The sequence below is a fragment of the Peribacillus muralis genome (assembly GCF_001645685.2).
Lineage (GTDB): Bacteria > Bacillota > Bacilli > Bacillales > DSM-1321 > Peribacillus > Peribacillus muralis_A.
This window is the reverse complement of sequence record NZ_CP017080.1, coordinates 809431-833441: the sequence shown is the minus strand read 5'-3', so window position 1 is coordinate 833441 and position 24011 is coordinate 809431. Positions and strand designations below refer to the sequence as shown.

Here is a 24011-nt window from a genome sequence, read left to right as displayed (position 1 = left end):
CCTATCCCCTTGCATGTAGCAATCATTATCCGGGTAAGCAGGTAACCTCACTTACCCATCAGCCACTTTAAAAAGGCGATTCTCTTGAGCCGAGAATCGCAACTGCTGATTGGCACTTGTGGAGCCCATGTTCCGCATCTACTAAATCAATTGACCTAAATGCTGCTTTGCTTCGTACTCAACAAGTTTTTCAGCTTGCTTGATTTTTGTCAGGTAATCAGGGTTGGCGATGAGCGGACGTCCAATTGCCGCAACATCAATGATGCCTTGTTCCAAAGCTGCTTCTGCTGTTTCAGGGTCGAATCCGCCGACACCCACTATCACACCATCCCAGTGTCTACGAACCAATTCATGCAAAGTCTGTCCTTCGGCAATCGGTTTGCTGAATTCCATCGTGGACGGATGAATCATTTTGACGCCCGTTTCTTTAAATGCTTCAATGAATGTTACGATCGCTTTTTCTGGATCTTCCCACATATAAGTTGGCTGATCTATTTTAAAAGCGGAAAAACGGATAAGGGTCCGGTCCGCTCCAACTGCATCGATGACCGCATTAAGTACTTCCTTCATGAAAGTCAGGCGCTGCTTTAAATCACCGCCATACCGGTCCGTTCTTTTATTCGACGTTTCTGAATTAAACTGGTCAATCAAGTATCCGTGTGCGCCATGAATCTCCACGCCGTCAAAGCCTGCTTCGATTGCATTTCTTGCCGCCTGTTTATATTGATCCACTACTTGTGCTATATCTTTTTCTGCCATTTCCTCAGGCACATCGAACGGCTTTCCGAATCGTGAAACCTTTCCTTCCGCAGCGATGGGCGATGGTGCCTGCGGAGGAAGCCCCCCAGCAATTTCGTGGTGGCTTGCACGTCCGACATGCCAGATTTGCGCAATGATCGTTCCGCCTTCAGCGTGTACGGCTTCCGTCACCTTTTTCCATCCATTGATTTGCTCTTGCCTATATAGACCGGGAACTCCAGGATTCCCCTTCGCTCTTGGTGATATCACTATACCTTCTGTAATGATGAGCCCGATACCGTCTTGGGCCCGCTTTCTGTAATATTCGACGATCGAGTCGTTCACAACACCCGTTTCATTGTCGGCAAACGACCGTGTCATGGGGGCCATCGCTGTTCTTGTTCTTAAATTCCAAGCACCAATCGTTACAGGCTCAAAAATTTTTGTCAGCAATTGATTCATTTGAATTCCTCCTGTTAAGCGCTTAATTTTTTGGAAAAAAACTAACGGTAAGTACCTATCATTGTGTAAGATTATCCGAAAAATGGTTATTATTCAAATATTTAACTCCATTTTCAGTACCATTTGATAAAATATGGGAGAAAAGACCAATGGGATTTTATCTTTTCCGGCATATCTAAGAGGACATTCGTCAATTTTTTTATTGACCGATCACCTACATAAGGAGGATTAATATGTGGAAGCGTAAAATGATTGAAACGAAACGTGGTATATTCGAGGTTTTTGTTCAAGGTGAAGGTGAAGCAGTTTGCATTACTCATTTATATAGCGAATTCAATGAACTTGGCTACTATTTTGCCGATGCATTTGTACATGCTTTCAAAGTGTACCTTGTGAATTTAAAGGGTGCAGGACGCTCTTCAAAACCAGTCGTAGGCGCGGAAATGAGCATGAAAGAATCAGTTGGGGACTTAGAAGCCATCAGGGAAGAATTGGGTTTGGAGCAATGGGGTTTTGCTGGGCATTCAACTGGGGGCATGCTCGGTTTGGTCTATGCAACATGCTTTCCTGATTCCCTCTCAAAGATAATGGTCGGAGGGGCAACCGCTACAAACAAATATATGGAACATGAAGGAAGTATGTACAGCCCAAGCAGCCCTCTCAATAAAAAGTGGAAAGAGATATTTTATATCATGGAATCTTCACAACATACAATTGAGAAAAAAAGAGCTGCCAATAGAGAGTGGACGGATATGTCCCTATACAATAAACGAAAACGTGACGGATATTTTCAAAAACCTTCTAGCGGCAGAGTCGTTCAAAGAAGGTTAAATTACTTTTCGTTTTATGATCTACCTAGTTTTGATATACAAGACGAACTAGCTAGGGTTAGTATTCCTGCTATCGTTTATTGTGGACGTCATGATGCGCAATGCCCTTTCATTTTCTCTGAAGACATTGACGCCCGATTGAAGAATTCGAAACTTTATATTTTTGAAGAAAGTAACCACTTTCCTTATCTTGAAGAAAAAGAAGGTTTTATGACTATGGTATCTGACTTCATGAAAAGGAATTGAATTAAGTCCAAAAAAAAGATGCCGCCTGCAAAATACAGACAGCATCTTCTTTTTCTTCAATTTGCCTAGTTTTTTAATAAAACATCATTCATCAGTCATAGACTTTATTTTTTCATGCTTGTTGTTATTTTTCGCGTGCCGTTTTTATAAAGAAGGAAATGATCAAACCGGCGATGGCAAGGACAAATCCAAAAATGAAGGCATCCTGGACTCCCGCAGTCAAAGAACCGCTAATGGCTGAAGGGTCGAAAGGATCTTTAGCATTGGCGATATAGTTTTTTTGGGAGGCTGACATGATGGTAATGGCAACCGTCGTACCGATCGCACCCGATACTTGCTGCAATGTATTCATGAGCGCTGTGCCATCGGGATAAAGATTTTTCGGCAGTTGATTCAGCCCGTTAGTCTGGGCAGGCATCATGACCATCGAAACACCAATCATGAGGAAGGTATGCATGGCGATCACCATGATGATGGACGTTTCAGTCGTTACGTTCGTCAAGAACCATAGCATGGCTATCATGATAATGAAGCCTGGAATCACTAAGCCCCTTGGGCCAAACTTATCGAAAATGCGACCTGTAATCGGTGACATGATACCATTAAGCACACCGCCTGGTAAAAGTACAAGCCCGGCGGAAAATGCAGCTAATGTCAGCCCCGTTTGCAGGTAAAGCGGTAAAAGGATCATCGAAGACATGATGATCATGAACGTAATGAAGACGGTCAATAACCCTAATGTGAACATGGGATATTTAAACACGCGCAAGTCGATCATCGGTTTATCCATATTGAATTGTCTTACGGCAAACAGGAATAAGGCTATAAGACCTACAATGAGCGAGGAAAGAACGATAACATCCCTCCAGCCTTGGTCACCTACAATACTAAAACCATAAACGATTCCCCCAAAACCTATTGTGGATAAGATAATGGAAGGAACATCGATTTTCGGCTTGGTGATGGACGAAACGTTTTGCATATATTTGAGGCCAAAAAGTAATGCAATCACAAAAAACGGTAAAGATACCCAGAATATATAGTTCCATTTCAAATGTTCGATGATCAAGCCTGAAACCGTGGGGCCGATTGCAGGTGCAAACATGATCACTAGCCCCATCAAGCCCATCGTTGCTCCCCGTTTATGAATCGGGAAAATCACCAAAATCGTATTGAACATGAGCGGCAATAAAAGCCCTGTTCCGATTGCCTGAATGACACGTGCAAGCATCAAGATGCCGAAGCCAGGCGCTATCGCTGCTATAAGCGTCCCGATGATGGAAAACACCATGGATGCAATGAATAGCTGCCGTGTACTGAACCATTGAATCAAGAGCCCTGAAACGGGAACCAATATCCCCAAGGTCAATAAGTAACCCGTTGTCAGCCATTGCACGGTGGAAGGGCTGATGGTGAACTCCTGTATTAAGTCCCCGAGAGCCATATTTAAAGCTGTCTCACTGAATAACCCGATGAATCCTGCAATCAAAAAAGAAATCAAAATGGGTGTCGTTCTTATGGACGGACTTTGCTGCTGTGTTGCATCTGTAGACATAAAATGAATTCCTCCAATTTCTTACTGTATTACCAATCTGAATATTTTTCGCCTGATCTAATTAGTTACCAACAATAAAGGGATTTGCTCGGCTATCGCTTTTAACGGCTCCCCGTTTTTGGCCGTTAAAGATAGCAGGATGCCGCCTTCAATTAAGGCATTAATGACGATACTCAATTCCTTTGATCGTTTCTCACTGTAATTCGCCTCGAGTAATTTCTGCACATAAATGGCTTGCCAATCCGCCATCGCCTCTTGACAGGCTATTCTTATCGGCTCGCTTGTCGTAAATGTTTCGGCCGCTATCGTTCCGATCGGCAATCCCAATAGACTTTCCCTTTCGCCAAAAAGTTCGGATAAATGAACGATATGAGCCTGAATCGCTTTAATCGGATCTTCAAACTCCCCAAATCCCCGTTCAATTTCCTTGATGACGATTTCTTTCGTATGAATGACCGCTTCGATCGCCAATTGTTCCTTACCTTTCGGAAAATAATGATATAGAGAGCCTTTAGGAATCCCACTTTCCTCTATGATGTCCTTAAGCCCAACACCATAATATCCGCGTATTCGAAAAAGTCGTGAAGCAACCTCAATCAGAATGTCTTTTGAGTTTCTTTTGCCTGCCATAGCTGGATCACTCCTAAAAAATTATATCAACCGGTCTATATGAATATACGGATATATCACCTTTTTGTCAAAGCTGATGGCCCGGGAAGCGTTTGGTATGGCAACAACAAAAAGAACACCTCACATTGGTGTCCTCTTCTGGTTTAAATGATTGGAGGAAATTGCCGTCTTCTTGCGAAATATTGGCACAGTCGTCTGCCATACAGGAACATCTCACAATATCGTCAAGGATTCTTGTCATGATTTTTAAAATCAAGAATAGCAATTACAAACATGCCAAAGCTTAGCATCAGGGAAATAACTTCGAAAGTACCCATTCATACATCGCCTCCTTACAACAAGCTTTTCCTGAACGGAGATTGTCCTATACAAGAAAACTCTGAAACGATGGCCATGAAAAAAATGTAAAATGACCTGCCTAAAACACAACACCTAGCCAAGTTTTACATGAGCTAGGTATTGTGTTTAATTTTCACTATCATGATTCATCAATATAAGATCTGAAACGAACTTGGCTAAAGAGCAACCCAAAAATGGTCTGTATTTTTCGGATCGCGTACCGTAATGTGTCCTGCTATCCCTTCATCGAAACCAAACTTTGAAAAAAGGCGGAATGAAGCAGCCAGCAGGGTCATTTACTTTTTCTCCCCAATATTTTTTGAAGCAGTCCATCAATTGGCCATATCCACGTCTTTCCCCTTTATATCTTTAGCCGCATCACCTTCAGTTAAGGTTTCGTTCTTGGGACTTAGCAAAGTAAGGGCAGTGATGACGACAAAGCTTGTGGCAAGTCCATATAAAATCGGTCCAGTCGAGGAAGGACCGTTTATGAACAATCCGAAAATAATAACGATCATGCTGGCGAGAATGGAGTAGAATGCAGCATTAGCCGTGACCCTCTTCCAAAAGAAGCCAAGTATGATCGGAAAGAACACGGCGCCCGATAAGATGGCGTAGGCCACATCCAATGCTACTAAAATATCCTGAATCCAAATTGAAACGATGATGGTCATAACGCCGATCGTTAAAGTCGTGATTCGTGATGTTTTTACAAATTGCCGTTCGCTCATTCCTGGTCCGATATATTTTTTTATGAGGTCATTGACCACTAAAGTGGATGAAGCGAGCAATGTTCCTGATGCAGTCGACATCAGGGCGGAGACCACACTCGCAATGACAACTCCCAATAGCCCGGCAGGCAATGTTTCCATCGCGATACTTGTAAACGCAGTTTGCGGATCGTCTAAATCAGGAAGGATAATGAAAGCGCACATTCCAATGATACTGATTGCAATTGCATAAAAAACGCTGTAAATTCCCGCTCCAATCGTTCCATTGCGAGAGATGGCTTTGGTTCGTGCCGTAAAAAGGCGCTGCCAAATATCTTGTCCCACGACTACCCCTAAAGTAAATAATAAAAAATATTGAAAGATCGTGCCTCCGCCGATGTTTCCTAATTCGAAATGTGATGCAGGGAGATTCTCTTGAAGAGTACTCCACCCTCCAGCCTTGAAGATGCTCATTGGGAGCATGATAAGGAAGATACCGATTGTCATGATGACGAATTGGATGACATCCGTCATGGTGACTGACCACATTCCGCCTAATATTGTATAAAATAAAACGATTCCACCCCCGACTATCATGGAAACCGTTAAGTTCCAGCCAGCCAAAACATGCAATATTGTCCCCATTCCGATCACTTGCGTTACAGTCAGCATGAAGGTATAAATGACTGAAACCAAGGCACTGATCAAGCGCGTTTCGGAATTGTACCGCTTCTCAAGCATTTCACTGATCGTAAGCACTTTTAAATCAAAAATCTTATTTGTTAAAAACATGCCAATGGCAATAATGCCAAGCCCGATCATCACGACCAGCCAAATGCCGGATATCCCAAACTGATAACCTAACTTTGCCGTTCCTAAAGTAGAAGCTCCTCCTAATATCACTGCCGCTAAACAGGATAAATACATGAAATGCCCTAGATTACGCCCCGCTACAATGAATTCATCCGACGTTTTTGCCCGTTTCGAACCGATTACCCCTACAATCATCAAAACAGAAAAATATAGGATCATGATTGATATATCCAAAATTCGCATGTACACATCTCCTTTAGGGGTTGGTTTGTTTTATATCACTTTCCTTCAAAAGTAAGGAAAGCGTTTTTCTCCGATTTCTCGCATTCGACATTAGATGTTATACTGATTTTCTAAATCTTGCACCATGTTCATCTCATCCAGCTTCCTTTTTTTAGCAAGTGCGATAAGTGTGATGAATTCATAGACAATGTTGGCCGCTGCAGCTGCGGTGACTTGTCCATGATCATACGCAGGTAATACTTCGACAAGATCGAAGCCAACGAAATCAATACCCGTCAACCCCCTGACTAACGCTAATGCATCATCAATGCTTGCCCCTGAAACCTCAGGCGTCCCCGTTCCAGGTGCATATACCGGATCTAAGAAATCAATATCAAATGACAAAAACACCGGTCCATCCGCTATCCGCTCATGAATGATCTCCAGCATCTTTTCAACGCCGTTCCTTTTATATTCATTCGTTGTATAAACGCCCAAGCCCAAGTCCCGGGCATCCTGCAAGTCCTCAGGTCCGTACAGACCACCCCTCATACCAATTTGAAGAGATCGCGATACATCGATCAGACCCTCTTCTATCGCGCGGCGGAAAACGGTTCCGTGATTATACTTTTGATCGAAATAACTATCCCACGTATCGGAGTGGGCATCGAATTGCAGCAAGGCGACAGGTCCATGTTTTTTTACGATTGCACGCAGCTCCCCTAGCGTAATGGAATGGTCGCCTCCCAAAGAAATCGGAATGATCCCTTTTTCGATGACAGGCGTAAGCTCGGCTTCGATTTTAGTATACGTTTCAGAAATATAGCCAGGGACAACCGTAATATCCCCATAATCAATTCCAGATATATAATCAAAAATATTAATATCTTGTTCTGGATTATATGGTCGCAATAAAATGGAAAAATCACGAATCGCTCCTGGTCCGAATCTCGCGCCCGTCCTAAATGATTGCCCGGAATCAAAAGGAATTCCGGTAATGACAAAATCCATATGTTCATCAATCCGTTCAACGAATGGGAGCCGCATGAACGTCCGTACTCCACAAAAGCGGGGTGATTGGAATGAATCCTTCGGTTGATATTTCATCATGTAACATCCTCCTAAGTTTTTACTATCATTTTTCATCTCACCTTTATTAAAGCAAGATTCACGCCAACTTTTCAGTAGCATACATAGCGTTTTCTTTCGTGTTGATTGATTAATAGTTTAATCAACACGCCATTTTTTGATTTAATTTTTGATTATTCAGACTTTATGATTTATATTTTAATTAACTGGATTCAGATACTAAAAGGAGTCGATATCATGAATGACGAAATGCTGGAGGCAGAATTACAAAAGATCATTGAAACCTCGAATAATAATATCCTCATAACGGATCAAGATGGAATCATTTTATATTCCAACCCAAAGCTGTGGGAGATATACGGCATGAAAAGTGACTCTTATATTGGAACGTCCGTTTATCAATTAGAAAAAGATGGCTTGCTCACCCCTTCCATTAATGCGCTTGTATTAAAAGAAAAGAAAGCGAAACGGATCATGCAACAAACAAAAACCGGTCATGTGGTCATGTCGACAGGCTATCCTATATTCAATAAGGAAGGCATCCTCGCAAGGGTAATCAGTTATGGTCAGGATCAAACCGATATTCTCCAATTGCAGGACCAATTTGAGCACCTGCAACGAAAAGTTAAAGGCTATCAAACGGAAGTTGAGGATTTAAGGGAAAAGGAACTGGATCACCAGGATATGATTGCGAGGAGTAACGAAACGAAGCACATTTTAAAAACGCTACATAATGTTGCGAAAACCGATGCCACGATCCTCTTATTGGGACCTTCAGGGGTAGGGAAAAGCACATTCGCTCGTGCAATCCATGATCAAAGCAACCGGAAGAAAGAGCCCTTCATTGAAGTGAATTGCAGCACGATACCTGATAGTCTGTTTGAATCAGAGATATTCGGCTATGAATCGGGAGCTTTTACAGGGGCGAGCAAGCAGGGGAGCCAGGGCTTGATTGAACAGGCCGACAGCGGAACTCTTTTCTTGGATGAAATCGGAGAACTCCCACTTGCCATGCAAGCTAAATTATTGAAAGTGTTACAGGAAAAAAAGCTAAAGCGTCTCGGAGGGAAAAAAGAAATCCATATTAATTTCCGCCTTGTTGCCGCAACGAATCAAGATTTAAAGAAGATGGTGAGTGAGGGGAGATTCAGGCTCGATTTATTTTATCGATTGAATGTGATTCCCATCCAGATTCCGGCCTTACATGAACGTAAAGAGGATATCCCTCTCTTAATAGAACATTACTTACGGAAAACCAATGCTAAATACCACAAATCGAAAAAAATCCAACCATCGACATATGAAGTGTTGACGCATTATGATTGGCCCGGAAATATACGTGAATTGGAAAATCTAATCGAACGACTAATACTGACCATTGAGGAAACCAATATATCCCCGGAACACTTGCCTCAATCCATCACAGGTCAGATTCACCAGCCTGAAGATTCTTCACTGCTGGAAATGGAGCAGAAATGGGAAGAGAAATTCGATTTAAAGCGGACATTGGAAAAGGTTGAAATCCAACTGCTTACTAAAGCATCTAAGCAATGTAAAACCACTTATGAACTGGCAGATCACTTGGGCATCAGTCAACCAACCGTCATCTATAAATTAAAGAAATACAAAAAATATTTTTAATGCAAAAAAACTGCCGACCGAACGAAAAAAAGGGCGCCCATAAATGGGAGCCCGAATTTTAGTGAAGGTAAAGCTATTGTATGTAAACGACGGCCATTCCGCTTCCCATAAAACAAATTACATTACGCACTTTGGCTGCTGCCGTGCACATAAAAAGGGCAGGGCAAGAAATCATTTCACTGCCTTTTTAACTGCTTTCACCTCATATAATGCCCCTTCTGAACTGACGATGTATTCAGGCTTAGGCTTTCCGAGATTGGCCTTATGGCCCGCGATATGGACTTCACTTTTTTCCCACTGCTTCCAATGCTCTTCCGATTCCCAATTGATCATGATGATTACCTCTTCATCGCCGCGTCTTACCTTTTTCACCATTACGCTTAAATCAATGAATCCATCCTGCTTTTCTATGATCCCTTCCGCACTGAAACGTTTCACCACTTGGTCGGAATTACCTTCTGTAACCACTGTTTTTCTCATTTGAACGAACAATCTGAACAACTCCAATCGATAAACATATATTAAATCATTTTAGTCGATAACGATTCTCATTGTCAATTATTGTGAATCAAAACATAACAAAAATGAATCAGGAAGCCGGAAAGCACTTTCTGATTCATTCATACATTGACTCATTTTTTATCCTTAAGGCTTTTTGGGACATAGTCATTCAGTTTGTTAAATAAAGAAGTAATGTAGGAGTTGAGTTCAAATCGATCCTCCTGAACAAATTCAGCCAATGACACTCCATTCTTTTTCATTTCTTCTCCCCCTTATAGCTTTTGACCTTTTCCATGAACGCTTTACCCTCTACTACCTGTAAACTCAGGTAGTATCAGCGTTATATGATCCATGGCTGGCAATCAGGATTTTTCCGTTTTCATGAATGATTATGACGAATATATAAGAAAGCGCTTACAATGAAAAGTCTGATATTTCTATAGATTGCTATTTCCTTAGCGTTTTGACTAAATAAAGCTTCACTTTCATCCTGCTTATATTAACAAGCTCCATTGATTTCCTTGCACGGAAGCTTCACTCATAAAAGAATGACTTGTCTTTTTCCCAGTGTGCGAAATTTCATGAAATGCTCTTCAGAAGCTCAGTTAAACGGATGAACTCACCCTTATTCCGATCCTTCAATGAGTTATCGATCGCTTTTACGATTTGTGCTTTCCTATAATCGCTTAAGGCCTTTTTTAATACCATTTCTGCCATCTCTTCAGGCTCCAGTGATGTTCCAGGCAATTGCTTCTCCATTTGAAACCAACTCCTTAACCTTTTTTCTATTATACTAAATAACTTGAAGATTATTATAATTTATTTAAATATTTCCCTTTCGTCTTTTTTTATTTCCTTATCCACATGATTCCCACATTGCCACTCTTCTATACATTAAAAATACTAAAAGATTTCATTCCCCTTACTTTGTGACAGGCCATTGTCCAAGTGCCCTTTGATTCGTTTTTCTTACCCATTGCTTCAGTTATATCCATACGCAGATAAATGGAGTTAAGTTATTTCAATGAGGATGGGTGGCTCACTAAAACATTTGAATCATCCATTTTTTTACTTATATTCACTCGCTGACGATTTTGTTCATGAATATGCTGTCATATATCGTTGAATTTTTTTGTGATGTCCTTCATGCCAGCATTGAAACCCCAGCCCGCCCATGTTGTTCGGGTTTTTTTTCATTAAATGAAAAAAATTGATGATGAGTACACTGGCAAGTCCCATCAAGGAAATGATCGTGATCATCACGGCATAGGTTAAAGTATTCCTTGGAATTCCAAAAACCTGCATCATATACATGGGAGAATGTTATGCTCCCGCAGCCAAGACCATAAGCTCCGGACCTACTCCAGTGGCCGCAACAAGTGGTGCCGCAGTGATTCCCGCCACTGTAGCTGACCTTATGGCCACCCTTAGGATTGCTGCTATCAGACAAGTAGGGATCAATGGTGAAAGCGTTGATTCCGCCATGATGCCAGCAATATATTGATCAATGTGACTGTCTATCAAAACTTGTTTGACTGCCCCGCCCCTTGCTATGATTAATAGAATCATAGCCATTACGCTGACCTAGTCGGAAAAGGATTTCATGATTTCATTCTTTTATTGCCCCGATTAAGCCTAAAGGTAAAAATGGCAATAATGACGGAAATCATACATGCTATAGCTGGAATGCCTATGAAGTCAACAACGGGCATGAAGATTTCTACAGCCACTTTGACCGTTACCAAAATGACCGGCATGAACCGAATGGGGCAGAAGCATTGCATTCGCTGATGTGAAAACGATGGTCTGTTTACATAAAAAAACTTGCGTAATGATCGCAAGCTTTTTTATTCACACTCGTGGAAGTAGTCGGTGGGAATCAGCAGGACACTGGTAAATAATATCCTTCATGGAAGCATTCAGAAAGTTATCTTGAGTTGCTTTGCTTACTCTTTTTATTTTTGTTGCTAATCATGGCTATCAGAAATAATAGCAGCGGGATGAGCGTTTGAATCATAGCTCCATAAAATGGGAATGCATTGACATTATAACGCTCCAAGTCCATCGAGTTGGATATGGACCAGAAGCCCGTAATCACAATGAGTATCCCCAATGGCCAGACCATGGGGCGATAATCGGAAAGTTTCAGCCACTGAGCGGTACCTAGGGAAGTAGCATAAAAAAACACGGAGATTTTCACGAATGCACCGACTACCCAAATGGCCATGATGAACGACTCCATATGTTCGAAAAAATCAGCGAAGCTAATGTATCTTGCCACGTTCATCAGTGGATATACCTTGGACGATGTGGTCGGTCCAAGAACGAAGAGGACAACAAGGTTTACGATCACTAATGTCGCCATTACTGCAAAAACGGTCATCATACCATATCTCATCCCTTTTTTCTTATCCACTAAAAAAGGCAGGAGAAAGGAGATGAGGAAAAACTCAGTGTACCAGCCGCCCGGAACAATCGAACCTTTAAGAGGAGGCATCACCCCTTTGGCCAGCACAGGGAAGATATTCTTGAATTCAAGATCTGGAAACACCAAAATGAACAAGATTATTTGCGGTATTAAAAAAACAGGTATGAATAATAGAGCGGCCCTCCCCAAACCTTCTAAACCACCATGTACGACAAAGCCACAAAGCAGGACCATCGAGGCCATGACCACGATGATCGGTGTATCGATCAGGAAGGAATCAACGACAAATTCTGCGTACTCCCTGACAATAAGTCCCGTAACTTGAATATAGAATGACAGAAATAAAAAGCCGACGATTTTTCCTATCCACCGCCCAATGATTTGCTCGCTATATTGGATGATCGTTTGACCGGGATAAAGCTTGTGAAGCTTTACAGCAAGATATACAGTCAAATATCCAATGAAGGAGGCGATTATCGGGGAAATCCAAAAATCAGTTTGCGCATATTTTGCCGTTACGCTGGGGATACCTAGAATGGCCGTTGCAACTATGGTAGGATACAACATGAAAGCCATTTGAAGAGAAGATATTTTACCTTTTTCCATGGGTTGCTCCTTTCCGTTCAAGAAATCAAATCCATCTTCCGTGCTTTATCTTTCCATAAACTCTCCAAGTGGCCTGAACAAAGCTTCGATCCAAGAAGTCGGCCCAGCCATCTCCTGAAGGTTGAACATGGATAGGAGCAAGCCGATAAGCAGCAGTGAGATTAAGGCAATCTTATCTTTAGCAGGTTTTCGTTTTATTTTAGGCCATTCATATAAGATGATCACTGTAACAATGAAAGCTGTACTAAAAAAAGCCGCCCATCTCACCTTTCCTTCACCTCTTCCTCTTGCAATCCACCCGTTTTGTTAATATAGCCCTGCCTGCGGATATGGGCCGTAACATCCATTTCCACTTCCATATCTTTGAAAATTCGTTTCCAATCATTTTCTGCTTCACTGAATTCGTTTGGATATTTCCGATAAAATTCCTTCGCCAGCCCGATGACGTCAGCCCCATTACCTTGCAGGTGCAATAAGGTTAGCCTGATTCGCTTTTCAACATCTTTTTGGTAAGTGTGTTCCACGATTTTCAGTGACTCCGGAACGGAAAGGTTTAGTTTTGTTCCATTTTGAATAACCGTTCCATCCGTATCGATCTTCACTAACGCTTTCCAATTCCCATTCACAATTTGTGGTATGATGTGCACATGGGACGATATGGGCTTTATGGATATCAGCCCTTCCATGCCTTCAGGCTTTAAAGTCACGGTATACGATTCCAGTTCAGCCTTTAACCACAATAAGCCCCTTGCTTCATTCTCGGTCATCGTCCCAGTCATTTTATCTTTTTTGAACAAAGCTGTACCAAAGATATAGGGAATGCCTTGTAATTTCGCTTCCCCTTTCGCTGGTGGTAAAATTTTTATGAGCGGGAGGGCCACCGCTTGAGATTTGCTTGTTAACATCTCAGCCAAATTATGTAGTGTGACATGCAAACCCATATGTAAATCCGATAATTCCTTGATCACTTCTCCAGAATAGACTTCCAGCGGCGGCAGAGATTCCAAGATGGCCTTCCCTTTCCCTTTGCTGACATACACGTTCGCTCGTTCACGCGGCTGGGGATGGCGCAATAAAAAATCCAGTTGCTCTTGAATCCCTTCCTTCGCTAACCTTTCGCCGAATACAAAAACTTTACAATGGCCCCAGAATACCTTGCGGGGGACCTTGCCTTGAAGCTTGGACAAGGCTTCCGACAGATTGGAACCTACATCGGATTTCACCAAGGTAGTTGCCCCTCCCGCTCCTTGACCCGGTCCCCCTCCCCCCCCTCCGCTACTGATCGATTTAGGGATGAAGACTTGGATCGACAGTTCAATGGAACCGTTATCCTTCTTATCGATCGAGGCAGCAGTGACAATCGCCAGATCATTGATTTCGACTCGATCCCAGCAGCCGGTAATGGAAGGTATTGCCATCAAGAGGAGGAGAATGATACTTATCGATTTTCGTCTATTCAATTTCTCTTGTACCTTAACTTGACCCCTATCCTTTTTCACTTTTCTTCACTCCCCCTGTTTGGTTCTGGTCCCTGTTCAGGTGACTGGCGGTAAGAATTTGCTTCGCCTGTTAGCCGCGGTCGTGAATCCATCATCCACCAAGGAGCCCTCCACAGCACATCTTTCAGCTCCTGGCTTTTCATAGGGGCTAGCGGGGATAAGTAAGGAACCCCGAAAGAACGGAGATTGCATAGATGAATGGCAATGGCAATGACGCCCATCATGATGCCAAGCAGTCCTAACGTTCCGGCAAGCAGCATCATTGGGAACCGCAGCATCCTGATGGCGATTCCGGCAATATAGCGCGGCATCATGAAAGAAGAGATCCCCGTGATGGCCACGACGATGACCATCGGTGCTGATACCAATCCCGCTTGAACGGAGGCCTGCCCGATGACAAGTGCTCCCACGATACTTACTGCAGACCCTATTTGCTTTGGCAAACGGACACCTGCCTCCCTTAGAGCCTCAAATGTTATTTCCATAATGAGCGCTTCCACGATGGCAGGAAATGGAACCGCTTCCCTTGACGCTGCCATGCTTAGCAATAATTCTGTCGGTACCGCTTCGGCATGGAACGTCAGTATAGCGACGTACAGCGAAGGCAATAAAAGAGATAAAACCATGAACACATAACGCAGCCATCTAATGACCGTTCCTACCATGAATCGTTGATAATAATCCTCTTGGGATTGAATCAATGAAAAAAAGGAAATCGGGGCAATCAATGTGAACGGAGTTCCATCGACAAGAATGAGGGCACGGCCCTCCAACAGGGAAGAACTAGCGACATCCGGACGTTCAGTCGACATGATTTGCGGAAAAGGTGAATAAGGATTGTCCTCGATCATTTCCTCGATGTACCCGCTTTCTAAAATGCCATCCATCTTGATTCGTTCCAAACGAGCTGTAATTTCAGTGATCAAGGATATATCCACCAGTCCATCGATATAGGCAATCGCGACTGTCGTTTTGGTATAATCACCTAATTTCATGGACTGTATTTTAAGTGCAGGGCTTTTTATGATCCTTCTTAGCTGAGACGTATTAATGCCGATAGATTCATTGAACCCCTCTCGCGAACCCCTGATTCCTCCCTCCGCGGCGGGTTCCTCAATTGCCCGCTTTTCCCATTTGGACAATCCCAGAGAAAATCCGTCACCTTCGCCATCATACAAAAGGAGCGGATTTCCAGTGGAAATCGACTCAATGCAATCCGCTATCGTTTTCACTCTTTTCATTTTGGAAACGGGAAGCTTATGCTCCAGGAACTCATGCAATGGTTGTGTAGCAACGGTCATTTCCTGCATGAGTGGAGATAGTACATTTTCTTCCATTCCCCCGATATCCGAAAGTCCATCGATATAGATAATCATGGCCTGTGTCTTACCGAAAAGTAAGAACGGGCGGAACATGACATCCGAACAATTATCATAAATGGAGCGAAATGTCTCCACATTTCGGCTGAAACTCACATTTAGACGATCCTCAGGCTTCGAATCCTGGTCATGTTGCCGTGTATCCGGTTTTTTTTGTTTTCTTTTATCCAATAATTTGCCTACATTACGAATCAAGCCGGTTACCCCCATTTTTTGCAGGTCGCTCAAACTCTTTTTTTTATGTTTCTTCATTAAGGGGATTTTATGCAAAATATCCTGGAAATCACAAACACGGTTTGATCTAATACCATTTCATGAATGAGAATTATGGGACGATAATAGGGGAGGTCAAACGGGAAGTAAGAAAACTGAAAATGGTGATAAACACACAAAGTAAAGAGATAAAGCCCCATGTTGGCTGCTTTACCTCTAGTCATTTTTATTTTGGTTAGCTTTTATCTCTCAAATTGTCATGCTGCCAAATCCACCATCCACTCGAATGAGTGTCCCAGTGACAAAGCTTGAGGCTTTTTCAGAGGCGAGCCACACTGCTGCACCTTGCAATTCATCTGGAGTGCCAAACCGGTTCATGGGTGTATGCTCCATGATCGACTCGATCCGATCAGCGCTCAAGATTTTTTTATTTTGTTCAGCAGGAAAGAAACCTGGGATGATCGCATTGACACGGATACCGCTCGGGGCGAATTCACGCGCCAAAAACTGGGTCACGCTGTTAAGTCCTGCCTTTGAAACAGAATATGTAAATACCTTCGATAAGGGGGTCGTTGACGAAACGGAAGAAATATTAATGATACTGCCTCTTCTTTCCTGATCGATCATTTTCTGCGCAAAAATCTGGCAGGTTAACACGATGCCCTTCAAATTGACATCCATAATGTCATCCCATTCATCCATTTCCAGTTCAAAAAACGGTGTTGAACTATTTTTCCCAGGCGCATTCAGAAGGATATCCCAACCGCCGGACCACTGTTGAATTTGATCTGCCGCTTCCAATAAAGAATCACGGGAGCATACATCAGCCTGAAAAGCTTCTGCACTTCCACCGCCGTCTTCAATTTCCTTAACAACTTCTTTTGCTTTCTCCAGGTTTCGTCCGACTATCGCCACCTTAGCACCCTGTGCGGCAAACCCTTTTGAGATGGCAGAACCTAATACACTATTTCCGCCAATGGCAACGGCGGTTTTTCCAGTTAAATCGAACAAGTTTGTCATTTCACTTCTCCTATCCTGCAAGGAAATCAATTGGAGGGCATGCTGGCATATCCGCCATTCTTGATTCCATTGATGATATCAAATTTAGATGAACCGATTAGAACCAATCAGAATATCCTAGGCTCCTTAAATGCTCCGCAGATGTTTCGAGGCAATCGAATGGATCGCGGCCGTATACATCATCTTGCTCAATGAGGAAGTACTGTGAACCGCTTTTCAAGCCAGCTTCGATGATCGCCTCGAGATCAAGGCTTCCTTCTCCAAGCTCTGCGAATTGGATCACATTGTTGAATGCTTGGAAAAACTTCGCTTGGTCGAAATCGTTTTCAAAACAGCTCATATCCATTTGGCCGATGCGATAGTCCTTTAAATGAATTAAAGCGATTCTTCCTTCGAATTTATTGATTACCTCAACAGGATCCAATCCACCTCGCTGAATCCAGTGAACGTCCAATTCAAAGCCTATCTTCCGCGTGTTATTCTTGATGATATCCAATAAATATTCACCATCGTATTTTTGGAATTCTATATGGTGATTATGGTAATACAATTCTATACCATCCTCTGCCAATCTTCCTGCTGCTTCCTCCGCTTTTTTTACGAAATCAAGGATTTTATCTTTATCTCCTATAGTCGTGAAGGGAAGCATCCCGATTCGTAAAAAATGGCATTCCAATGCTTTGCAATCGTTTATGATTTTTTCGAAATCATTCGTCAATGTCTCTCCTGCCATTCCTGGCAGCATCGGCTCTAACGCAGCTGATAGAGCCGCGATTTCTATATCGAAATCTTGGCTGGCTCTTTTTAACTCGGCAACATTTTCAGCTGTCATCGGGATTTGTGAAACTTCCACAGCATGAAAACCGAGCTCATTGATCTTTCTCATTGTTTCATAGACGCCCAATTCCTCGACCTTCCCTTTAAGCATCATCATTTGTACACCAATCTTAGCTTTTCCCATTATATTGTCCCTCCATGAATATCGCTTTGTTTCTTTGTGATGATTTTTGAATGGCTTCAATCATTTTGAGCGATGGAACGGCATCTCTGGCATGAACGTAAGCTTGCGTGTCAGAGGCAATACTTTCATAAAAGGCATTGATTAATTTGGCATGGCTGGCACCATAATAGAACTTCGAGCCGGGAAGCTTGGCGTCTTCCGCTAATCTTTCCATTTTTCCCGCTTCATCTATGCAAAAGAGAATACTATCTTTAATCGTAAGCTTCCCATTCTCCAAAAGCACCTGTAACTCCACACTGTCATTATCAGCATTGGCAATCGTAGCGAAAAACAGCCCACGTGCCCCGCTTTCAAACGTAATATTTGCTATGGCTGTATCTTCCACTTCAATCTCATAGTCCAACAGCCGGGAAACCTCTCCTTTTAACGAAACCATTTCCCCACCGATCAGCTGCATTAAATCCAGTGTATGAAGAGCTTGATTGATCATGACCCCGCCCCCGGCATGGGCCATTTTACCGCGCCATTGCTTCATCTCATAATAAGATGACGGTCTGCTCCAGGTCACTAATCCCTTAACACCAATTACCTTGCCATATTCGCCGCTGTCTATAAGCTTTTGAAGTTTTTCAAACGATTCATTGAAACGATTCTGTAAACACACACATAACCGTATATGCTTGTTGTCTTCCTCTAGTTTCACCAGTGCCAGTCCTTCTTCAGTATTCAAGCCCAAAGGTTTTTCCTGAAATACATGTACCCCTTGTTCGATACAATATTTTGCCACTGGATAGTGAAGATGGTGAGGCAGGCAAATGTGGACACAATCGACTGCCTCCGCTTCGATCATCTCTTGGTAATACTTATAGAATTTGGCGCCAGGTACAGAATCCTTTAAACCTTCTTCGACATCACAAACAGCACACAGTTCAACAAACGGGTTGGCTTGTATGGCAAGAATGTGTATGGATGATATATCCCCTAGCCCGATAACTGCTGTTTTCAACATAAGCCATGCTCCTTCTCCAACGGATTTCTTACCAGTAAGATCCCAATTCCCCTGTATCTATCATGAGTCCGCATTAAAAAGTGACAGGCGCAGTCTTTTCTTCATCAATTCGCTTATTCAATTCTGCTAAGTAAAGTTCTTCATCAAATGCGATTTCGATTTCTTTATCCAACCAGCTTGATAGATGGATCGCATTCGCTAAAGTAACTCCATGTATCCCATCGCTGCCTGGAGCTAATAATGGGGTCCCTTCCACAATCGCTGCAGTGAAGTTCTCCAATACGGCTATATGCTGTGCTCCCCATTCACTTTCGAATTCCAGCACTTCCTCCGTGTAAATATCAGATTGATTACCACCCATGAATATTTTCATGACATCCTGCATACTCATGCTGTCACTCAATTCCGATTCTGGCTTCAAAAGTCTTTTGATTGTCACTTTCTTGCTGTCATCGACAACGATTTTCCCTTTATCGCCCAAGATTTCAAACCGATCTGTGCCAATGACATCATGGGTACAGGTAATGAACACGCCCGTTGCTCCATTTCCGTAATCAAGGAGAGCCGTCACTTCATCCTCGACTGCAATATTCCGCTGATATCCATATTTCACATTGGAGTATACCTTTTCTGGCATTCCGCATATCCATTGAAGCAGGTCAAGCTGATGTGGAGCCTGATTCACGAGAACTCCGCCGCCTTCTTCCCCCCATGTTGCTCTCCATGCACTTGAATCGTAGTAACCCTGTGGTCTCCACCAGGTTGTGATCATCCAGTTTGTTCTGCGGATTTGGCCAACCTCCCCATTATCAATGATTTCCTTCACCTTTTGATACAGCGGATTCGTCCGTTGATTGAACACGATGCCGAATGTCAAATGTGGTTTTTTGGCTGCATAATCATTCAGCTCTCTTACCTGCTTTGTATATACGCCAGCTGGCTTTTCGACCAAAGCATGAATCTCCCTCTTTAATGCTTCCACACCTATTTCCGGATGCAGATAATGTGGTACGCAAGTAACGACAGCATCCACATCTCCACTATCGAGCATATCCCTATAATCCTCATAAAAAGGGACATCTGGATATTTTTCCGCGGCCCATTCCTTCTTTGCGGGGTCAATATCACAAATGGCCCCGATCACCATGTTTTCCACTTTTCCATCAGCCAGAAATCCAGCATATAGACCGCCTTGTGCACCTAGCCCAACTATCCCCAATCTCACTTTTTCCATGCTAATCTCTCCTCATTATCAATTTTCTCCAGAATCTTTAAGAGTGCCTCGTATTGAAGCTTATAGCCGCTTTTTCCATCAAGCCCCTTATTCTCGATAAACCACATAGCATCTTCCAGTTCCAGATCCTTTAATGAATCAAACTCAGCAAGATGGGGCTCAAGTGTCAAGAAACCTTTGTAGCCTTCATTTATCAGTTGAGAGAGGATTTCCTGTATTCTGCCGTCCCCCGTTCCGCACAAAACATTTTGATTCCTTTCAGTTATGGCATCCTTAATATGGATGTACATCACCTCATCCTTCAGCAAGTTGTAGCAATGCTGGGTGTTTTCACCACACTGGACAAAGTTGGCAAAATCAAAGATTGCCTTGAAATTCCCGGAATCGACCTTCTTCAATATTTCCAAGCATCTTCGGCCAATATCCCCGTATATATCCTTTTCGTTTTCGTGCAATAAAACAACATCGTATTTTTCCGCTATTGCAGTAAATTCTTTCAATTTCTTAATCACAGCATCTCCAAATGGGTCAGGATCTTCCCCTTTCGGAATATAAAAGCTGAATATGCGGATATATTTACAGTCAAGCAGAATACTAATCTTACAGATAACCTCCAGCATTCGCTTTTGTTCCAAAAACCCGGCTTCATCATTTATAAAGATCTTCCCGATAGGTGATCCGATTGAAGAAATGCCAATTCCTGCTTTTTGGAGTTTGGGGAGTACCGTCCTTCTTATGTCTTCGACTGTAAAATCACCTATATTTCTCCCATCAATGCCGCGCAAAGAAATATAATTCATTCCAAGCTTTGCAACAGTATCAAGCTGGATATCAAAATCCGATGAAATTTCATCGGAAAAACCTGATATAAGTAGATTTGAGTTCATTTAAATTCCCCTTCCATCAAGATATCCCAATCTTCAGTCTTTTCTTCCGATACTGAGATGGCGTTATACCAGCTTTCTCCTTGAAAAACCTGCTGAAGTGCGCGATACTTTCAAAACCCGATGCCCGGGATACATCCCCAAGTGTTTGTTCAGGTTCCATTTCAAGCAGATACTTCACCTGATTAAACCGGCAGCCCATCACATATTCCATGACGGTAAATCCAGTTACCTCCTTGAAAACATGGGAGGCGTAATACTTACTAAGATTCATTTCATGGGCAAGTCGATCCAAACTTACTTTTTCGGTATAGTGACCATTGATCCAAGAGGCAATTCCCTCGGCATGATGCTCCTTTTCGGTCCTTTTATTGGAATGTTGAGCTAATTCTTTATGGCTCATTTTATAGATTTTCACCAATAATTGAACTAGCTCCAGCTTTATTTCGGCTTCACTCGTGTCACTTTTTTCACCTTTTTGCTGCAGCTCTGCCGCTTGATTAGCAATAAGGGTGCTGATTCTTTTTATTCCTTCGTCCACACAAATCCCCGCTTCATCATATCCTGTCCGCAGCAAGCAATTGTTAAGCTTTTGAAAGGGGTCAAGCAAATTAGGGGTACCAAGGATAACCAACAACTCTTTCAGCCATATTGGTGAAAAGTGAATCATGCTTCTTATGTAAGTACTTCCTGGCTGTGGATTAGGTTTATGCAAAGTCATGCCATCCAAGAGAATGATATCCCCCGGCTGAAGATCATAGATTCGATTGTTGATTAAATACCTGCAATCCCCTGAATGAAAAAAGTAGATTTCATACTCATGATGCGAGTGAAAGTTGAATGGTCGCGCCTCCACCCCATGCACTCGGTAAAAGGAATTGATCCAATCCCCCATAGGCTGCTCAGGATAAGAAGTTGGTATATGATCATTCATTACACTAACACCTCCGAAAGTAAGCGCTATCAATTCATTGCATTTCCCTACGTCTATTTTATCGGACCCATATTTAAAAAGCATTCTCCTAAAAAGCTGAATAATTCTTTATTTTTGACTGGTATTGCTTTTTGCTACCTATTATCAGGTAAATGCTATATTCTTACATAAAAGCACCAGGGCATATCCTGGTGCTTCCGGTTTCACTCTTGAAGACTGCCTTATTTTCCAGACAACTTCGGAAGTGGGCTCACCTTATTTCTTATAGTAGTAATCAGGAATTTCCGTCCAGCGCCTGCGTAACTCATGAGCAGCGTGCTTCGGTTTCCGCTCACGGGTAAAGACTCCTTTTTTATTGCCTTGGACACGCATGATTCCTTGGCTCGTTGCGAAGTCCGCGAAATTCCAAACTTGTTCGCCGATAAAGGTATTGAATTCATCAAAAACCTCATGATTGGCTTTTAAATATTCCACCTGGTATTCTTCGGTAAACATGACCGGATCTACATCATGGAGACCTGCCACTGTATCCGCTCCATACTCCGTCATCATAATTGGCTTTTCGGGACATCTTTCATTCCAGCCGTTAAATTCCTCACGCAGCTTCGCTTTTGCCGAATCAAGGTCCCCACCGTCAATATACCAGCCGTAATAGCGATTTAATGCAAGGACATCGATCAATTCAGCAACTTTATCGGTTTTAGGCGTTGCACCTAGATGAGTCACGATGGTAACTGGCCTTTTTTGCGGATCCAGCTCCTTCGTTAATTCCACTAACGGTTTAAAATATTCATATGCCCCCTCTTCCTCTGAAGCAGGTTCATTCGCGATACTCCACATCACGACTGAAGGATGATTCTTATCCCGTTCTATCAGCTCTCTCATAACATCTTGATGATGCTCAAACGTTTTGATTCCTTGCCATGTGCTTTCCTTATTTGTTTGTCCGTTCAGTACTGCCATAAAGTTCAAATGGACACCAACGGCCGTCGATTCATCAATGACAACTATGCCTTCACGGTCTGCAAGACGCATCAATTCTTCAGAATAAGGGTAATGGGAGGTCCGGAAAGAATTGGCGCCCATCCATTTCATCAGCTTGAAATCCATTACATTTCCTGCTTCATTGAATCCCCTGCCATGGATCGGTGTATCTTCATGCTTACCAAAGCCTTTAAAATAAAAGGGCTTATCGTTAATGAGGAATTTCCCATTTTGCACCTCAACTGTCCTGATTCCAAAGGGCTGTTCATATTGATCTACCATTTCTCCATTTTCGGATAGTTGTATGTTCAACGTATATAAATAGGCATGCAGCGGCTCCCAAAGCTTCGCATCCTCGATCATGATTGCACCTGAGGCACCTGTTGCCTTGGCAACAACTTCACCTGACTCATCCATCACGCTGACGTTAATTTCTGATTTCCCTGCTGACTTAATTGTGTAGCTTACTTTTCCATTCAGTTCTGTCACTATCGTTACATCTTTAATGTACGTGCGAGGTGTTGTATAGATCTTTACCGGACGTTGTAGGCCAGCATAGTTGAAAAAGTCGAAATTAGGCAAGTTGCGGATTACTTTTCCGATGCCGGCAACTTCTTTTTCCGAATATGTTCCGACCGGCAGTGTGGTATGGTCGACAACATTGTTTACTGCGACCGTCAGCCTGTTTTTCCCACGGATTAAAAAGGAATTGATTTCTGCTTCAAACGGAAGGAATCCGCCTTTATGCTCAACTGCCAGCTCTCCATTTACATATACCTTTGCAACGTGCGTTGCCGAACCGAACCTTAATATAATACGCTCCGACGCAAGGGAAACCGGTAAGGTGAATTCACGTTCATACCATACCCAGCCAACATGATTACGGATTTCACTTGTAGCGCCTACATCATTGAAGGAAGCAGGGACGGCCATCGTCATTGTACCCAATAATTTTTCGTCTTTCCAATCTTCATGGAATCCAGGGTCCAATTTAAAGTTCCAAATTCCATTAAGGTCGATGAGGTTTCTCGTTTCAGTTACGATTGGGTATAACATTTCCAACACTCCTTTATCATAGTATTCT

The 24011-nt window shown here is 42.7% G+C and carries 25 protein-coding genes and 1 pseudogene; 2 read left to right on the top strand and 24 right to left on the bottom strand.

Translation table 11 applies throughout. The annotated features are described in order from the left end of the window. Positions 1–141: 141 nt before the first annotated feature. A pseudogene (locus ABE28_RS04020) lies at positions 142–1185 on the bottom strand (alkene reductase); the annotation flags it as partial. Between the two features lie 248 nt (positions 1186–1433). Here ABE28_RS04020 and ABE28_RS04015 point away from each other — a divergent pair. Further along, a complete protein-coding gene (locus ABE28_RS04015) occupies positions 1434–2276 on the top strand; it encodes an alpha/beta fold hydrolase (RefSeq protein WP_064462013.1) in 843 nt (280 codons plus the stop codon). Positions 2277–2400: 124 nt separating this feature from the next. Here the strand turns inward: ABE28_RS04015 and ABE28_RS04010 are convergent, their stop codons facing one another. From ABE28_RS04010 to speB, 6 genes are all read right to left on the bottom strand, one after another. After that, complete coding sequence (locus ABE28_RS04010) at positions 2401–3831, bottom strand: MDR family MFS transporter (protein WP_064462014.1); 1431 nt, start codon at positions 3829–3831, stop codon at positions 2401–2403. Between the two features lie 57 nt (positions 3832–3888). After that, on the bottom strand, positions 3889–4461 hold the full coding sequence (locus tag ABE28_RS04005; RefSeq protein ID WP_064462015.1) for a TetR/AcrR family transcriptional regulator: 573 nt from the start codon (positions 4459–4461) through the stop codon (positions 3889–3891). Between the two features lie 224 nt (positions 4462–4685). After that, positions 4686–4778 carry a putative holin-like toxin gene (locus ABE28_RS25610; RefSeq protein WP_220126990.1) on the bottom strand — a complete coding sequence of 31 codons (93 nt, stop codon included), beginning with the start codon at positions 4776–4778 and terminating at the stop codon, positions 4686–4688. Positions 4779–4976: 198 nt separating this feature from the next. Then, on the bottom strand, positions 4977–5096 hold the full coding sequence (locus ABE28_RS24330) for a class II aldolase/adducin family protein (protein WP_257390696.1): 120 nt from the start codon (positions 5094–5096) through the stop codon (positions 4977–4979). Positions 5097–5132: 36 nt separating this feature from the next. Further along, positions 5133–6566 (bottom strand): sodium:solute symporter family protein, encoded by a 1434-nt coding sequence (locus ABE28_RS04000; protein WP_064462016.1) that lies wholly within the window; start codon positions 6564–6566, stop codon positions 5133–5135. A 90-nt stretch (positions 6567–6656) separates the two neighbouring features. Further along, entirely contained in the window at positions 6657–7655 is a 999-nt protein-coding gene (gene speB / locus ABE28_RS03995) for an agmatinase (protein WP_064462017.1), read from the bottom strand. Between the two features lie 216 nt (positions 7656–7871). Between speB and ABE28_RS03990 the strand changes: the two genes are divergently transcribed. Then, positions 7872–9275, top strand: a complete 1404-nt coding sequence (locus ABE28_RS03990; protein WP_064462018.1) for a sigma-54 interaction domain-containing protein — start codon at positions 7872–7874, stop codon at positions 9273–9275. A gap of 171 nt (positions 9276–9446) precedes the next feature. Here the strand turns inward: ABE28_RS03990 and ABE28_RS03985 are convergent, their stop codons facing one another. The 17 genes from ABE28_RS03985 to uidA form a co-directional block, all read right to left on the bottom strand. Further along, positions 9447–9767 (bottom strand): antibiotic biosynthesis monooxygenase, encoded by a 321-nt coding sequence (locus tag ABE28_RS03985; RefSeq protein WP_064462019.1) that lies wholly within the window; start codon positions 9765–9767, stop codon positions 9447–9449. A gap of 140 nt (positions 9768–9907) precedes the next feature. Further along, the gene (locus ABE28_RS25605) at positions 9908–10036 is read right to left on the bottom strand and encodes a hypothetical protein (protein ID WP_257390695.1); all 129 of its coding nucleotides are present in this window, start codon (positions 10034–10036) and stop codon (positions 9908–9910) included. A 319-nt stretch (positions 10037–10355) separates the two neighbouring features. Beyond that, positions 10356–10535 (bottom strand): IDEAL domain-containing protein, encoded by a 180-nt coding sequence (locus ABE28_RS03980; protein ID WP_064462020.1) that lies wholly within the window; start codon positions 10533–10535, stop codon positions 10356–10358. 339 nt (positions 10536–10874) lie between these two features. Further along, positions 10875–11090 (bottom strand): hypothetical protein, encoded by a 216-nt coding sequence (locus ABE28_RS25600; protein WP_064462021.1) that lies wholly within the window; start codon positions 11088–11090, stop codon positions 10875–10877. A 9-nt stretch (positions 11091–11099) separates the two neighbouring features. Further along, positions 11100–11351, bottom strand: coding sequence for a GntT/GntP/DsdX family permease (locus tag ABE28_RS25595; protein ID WP_064462022.1), 252 nt, complete (start codon positions 11349–11351; stop codon positions 11100–11102). A 26-nt stretch (positions 11352–11377) separates the two neighbouring features. Beyond that, positions 11378–11533 carry a GntT/GntP/DsdX family permease gene (locus ABE28_RS25590; RefSeq protein ID WP_257390796.1) on the bottom strand — a complete coding sequence of 52 codons (156 nt, stop codon included), beginning with the start codon at positions 11531–11533 and terminating at the stop codon, positions 11378–11380. 170 nt (positions 11534–11703) lie between these two features. After that, positions 11704–12810, bottom strand: coding sequence for a GerAB/ArcD/ProY family transporter (locus tag ABE28_RS03965; RefSeq protein ID WP_064462023.1), 1107 nt, complete (start codon positions 12808–12810; stop codon positions 11704–11706). A 45-nt stretch (positions 12811–12855) separates the two neighbouring features. Beyond that, positions 12856–13077, bottom strand: a complete 222-nt coding sequence (locus ABE28_RS03960) for a hypothetical protein (protein WP_064462024.1) — start codon at positions 13075–13077, stop codon at positions 12856–12858. Continuing rightward, positions 13074–14309 carry a Ger(x)C family spore germination protein gene (locus ABE28_RS03955; RefSeq protein ID WP_083231928.1) on the bottom strand — a complete coding sequence of 412 codons (1236 nt, stop codon included), beginning with the start codon at positions 14307–14309 and terminating at the stop codon, positions 13074–13076. The genes ABE28_RS03960 and ABE28_RS03955 overlap by 4 nt, the downstream gene beginning before the upstream one ends. After that, positions 14306–15898, bottom strand: coding sequence for a spore germination protein (locus ABE28_RS03950; RefSeq protein ID WP_083232220.1), 1593 nt, complete (start codon positions 15896–15898; stop codon positions 14306–14308). Before ABE28_RS03950 ends, ABE28_RS03955 begins: the two co-directional genes overlap by 4 nt. Before the next feature lie 252 nt (positions 15899–16150). Then, entirely contained in the window at positions 16151–16921 is a 771-nt protein-coding gene (locus ABE28_RS03945) for an SDR family oxidoreductase (RefSeq protein ID WP_064462025.1), read from the bottom strand. A gap of 97 nt (positions 16922–17018) precedes the next feature. Further along, positions 17019–17882 (bottom strand): sugar phosphate isomerase/epimerase family protein, encoded by an 864-nt coding sequence (locus ABE28_RS03940; RefSeq protein ID WP_064462026.1) that lies wholly within the window; start codon positions 17880–17882, stop codon positions 17019–17021. Continuing rightward, positions 17869–18891, bottom strand: coding sequence for a Gfo/Idh/MocA family protein (locus tag ABE28_RS03935; protein WP_064462027.1), 1023 nt, complete (start codon positions 18889–18891; stop codon positions 17869–17871). The genes ABE28_RS03940 and ABE28_RS03935 overlap by 14 nt, the downstream gene beginning before the upstream one ends. A gap of 73 nt (positions 18892–18964) precedes the next feature. Then, a complete protein-coding gene (locus ABE28_RS03930) occupies positions 18965–20125 on the bottom strand; it encodes a Gfo/Idh/MocA family protein (protein WP_064462028.1) in 1161 nt (386 codons plus the stop codon). Further along, entirely contained in the window at positions 20113–21012 is a 900-nt protein-coding gene (locus tag ABE28_RS03925; protein WP_064462029.1) for a sugar phosphate isomerase/epimerase family protein, read from the bottom strand. The genes ABE28_RS03930 and ABE28_RS03925 overlap by 13 nt, the downstream gene beginning before the upstream one ends. Positions 21013–21028: 16 nt before the next feature. Then, complete coding sequence (locus ABE28_RS03920; RefSeq protein ID WP_064462030.1) at positions 21029–21943, bottom strand: AraC family transcriptional regulator; 915 nt, start codon at positions 21941–21943, stop codon at positions 21029–21031. A gap of 255 nt (positions 21944–22198) precedes the next feature. Continuing rightward, on the bottom strand, positions 22199–23983 hold the full coding sequence (gene uidA, locus ABE28_RS03915; protein WP_064462031.1) for a beta-glucuronidase: 1785 nt from the start codon (positions 23981–23983) through the stop codon (positions 22199–22201). Positions 23984–24011 lie beyond the last annotated feature (28 nt).

Excerpts from the sequence above, each read along its gene's own strand:
- ABE28_RS03940 (WP_064462026.1), bottom strand. The coding sequence starts at position 17,882 with ATGGGAAAAGCTAAGATTGGTGTACAAATGATGATGCTTAAAGGGAAG.
- ABE28_RS03925 (WP_064462029.1), bottom strand. The coding sequence starts at position 21,012 with ATGAACTCAAATCTACTTATATCAGGTTTTTCCGATGAAATTTCATCG.
- ABE28_RS04015 (WP_064462013.1), top strand. The coding sequence starts at position 1,434 with ATGTGGAAGCGTAAAATGATTGAAACGAAACGTGGTATATTCGAGGTT.
- ABE28_RS04005 (WP_064462015.1), bottom strand. The coding sequence starts at position 4,461 with ATGGCAGGCAAAAGAAACTCAAAAGACATTCTGATTGAGGTTGCTTCA.
- ABE28_RS25590 (WP_257390796.1), bottom strand. The coding sequence starts at position 11,533 with ATGCCGGTCATTTTGGTAACGGTCAAAGTGGCTGTAGAAATCTTCATG.
- ABE28_RS03965 (WP_064462023.1), bottom strand. The coding sequence starts at position 12,810 with ATGGAAAAAGGTAAAATATCTTCTCTTCAAATGGCTTTCATGTTGTAT.
- ABE28_RS24330 (WP_257390696.1), bottom strand. The coding sequence starts at position 5,096 with ATGACCCTGCTGGCTGCTTCATTCCGCCTTTTTTCAAAGTTTGGTTTC.
- ABE28_RS03990 (WP_064462018.1), top strand. The coding sequence starts at position 7,872 with ATGAATGACGAAATGCTGGAGGCAGAATTACAAAAGATCATTGAAACC.
- ABE28_RS25610 (WP_220126990.1), bottom strand. The coding sequence starts at position 4,778 with ATGGGTACTTTCGAAGTTATTTCCCTGATGCTAAGCTTTGGCATGTTT.
- speB (WP_064462017.1), bottom strand. The coding sequence starts at position 7,655 with ATGATGAAATATCAACCGAAGGATTCATTCCAATCACCCCGCTTTTGT.
- uidA (WP_064462031.1), bottom strand. The coding sequence starts at position 23,983 with ATGTTATACCCAATCGTAACTGAAACGAGAAACCTCATCGACCTTAAT.
- ABE28_RS04000 (WP_064462016.1), bottom strand. The coding sequence starts at position 6,566 with ATGCGAATTTTGGATATATCAATCATGATCCTATATTTTTCTGTTTTG.
- ABE28_RS03935 (WP_064462027.1), bottom strand. The coding sequence starts at position 18,891 with ATGTTGAAAACAGCAGTTATCGGGCTAGGGGATATATCATCCATACAC.
- ABE28_RS25595 (WP_064462022.1), bottom strand. The coding sequence starts at position 11,351 with ATGGCTATGATTCTATTAATCATAGCAAGGGGCGGGGCAGTCAAACAA.
- ABE28_RS03980 (WP_064462020.1), bottom strand. The coding sequence starts at position 10,535 with ATGGAGAAGCAATTGCCTGGAACATCACTGGAGCCTGAAGAGATGGCA.
- ABE28_RS03950 (WP_083232220.1), bottom strand. The coding sequence starts at position 15,898 with ATGGGGGTAACCGGCTTGATTCGTAATGTAGGCAAATTATTGGATAAA.
- ABE28_RS03920 (WP_064462030.1), bottom strand. The coding sequence starts at position 21,943 with ATGAATGATCATATACCAACTTCTTATCCTGAGCAGCCTATGGGGGAT.
- ABE28_RS04010 (WP_064462014.1), bottom strand. The coding sequence starts at position 3,831 with ATGTCTACAGATGCAACACAGCAGCAAAGTCCGTCCATAAGAACGACA.
- ABE28_RS25600 (WP_064462021.1), bottom strand. The coding sequence starts at position 11,090 with ATGTATATGATGCAGGTTTTTGGAATTCCAAGGAATACTTTAACCTAT.
- ABE28_RS25605 (WP_257390695.1), bottom strand. The coding sequence starts at position 10,036 with ATGAAAAAGAATGGAGTGTCATTGGCTGAATTTGTTCAGGAGGATCGA.
- ABE28_RS03930 (WP_064462028.1), bottom strand. The coding sequence starts at position 20,125 with ATGGAAAAAGTGAGATTGGGGATAGTTGGGCTAGGTGCACAAGGCGGT.
- ABE28_RS03945 (WP_064462025.1), bottom strand. The coding sequence starts at position 16,921 with ATGACAAACTTGTTCGATTTAACTGGAAAAACCGCCGTTGCCATTGGC.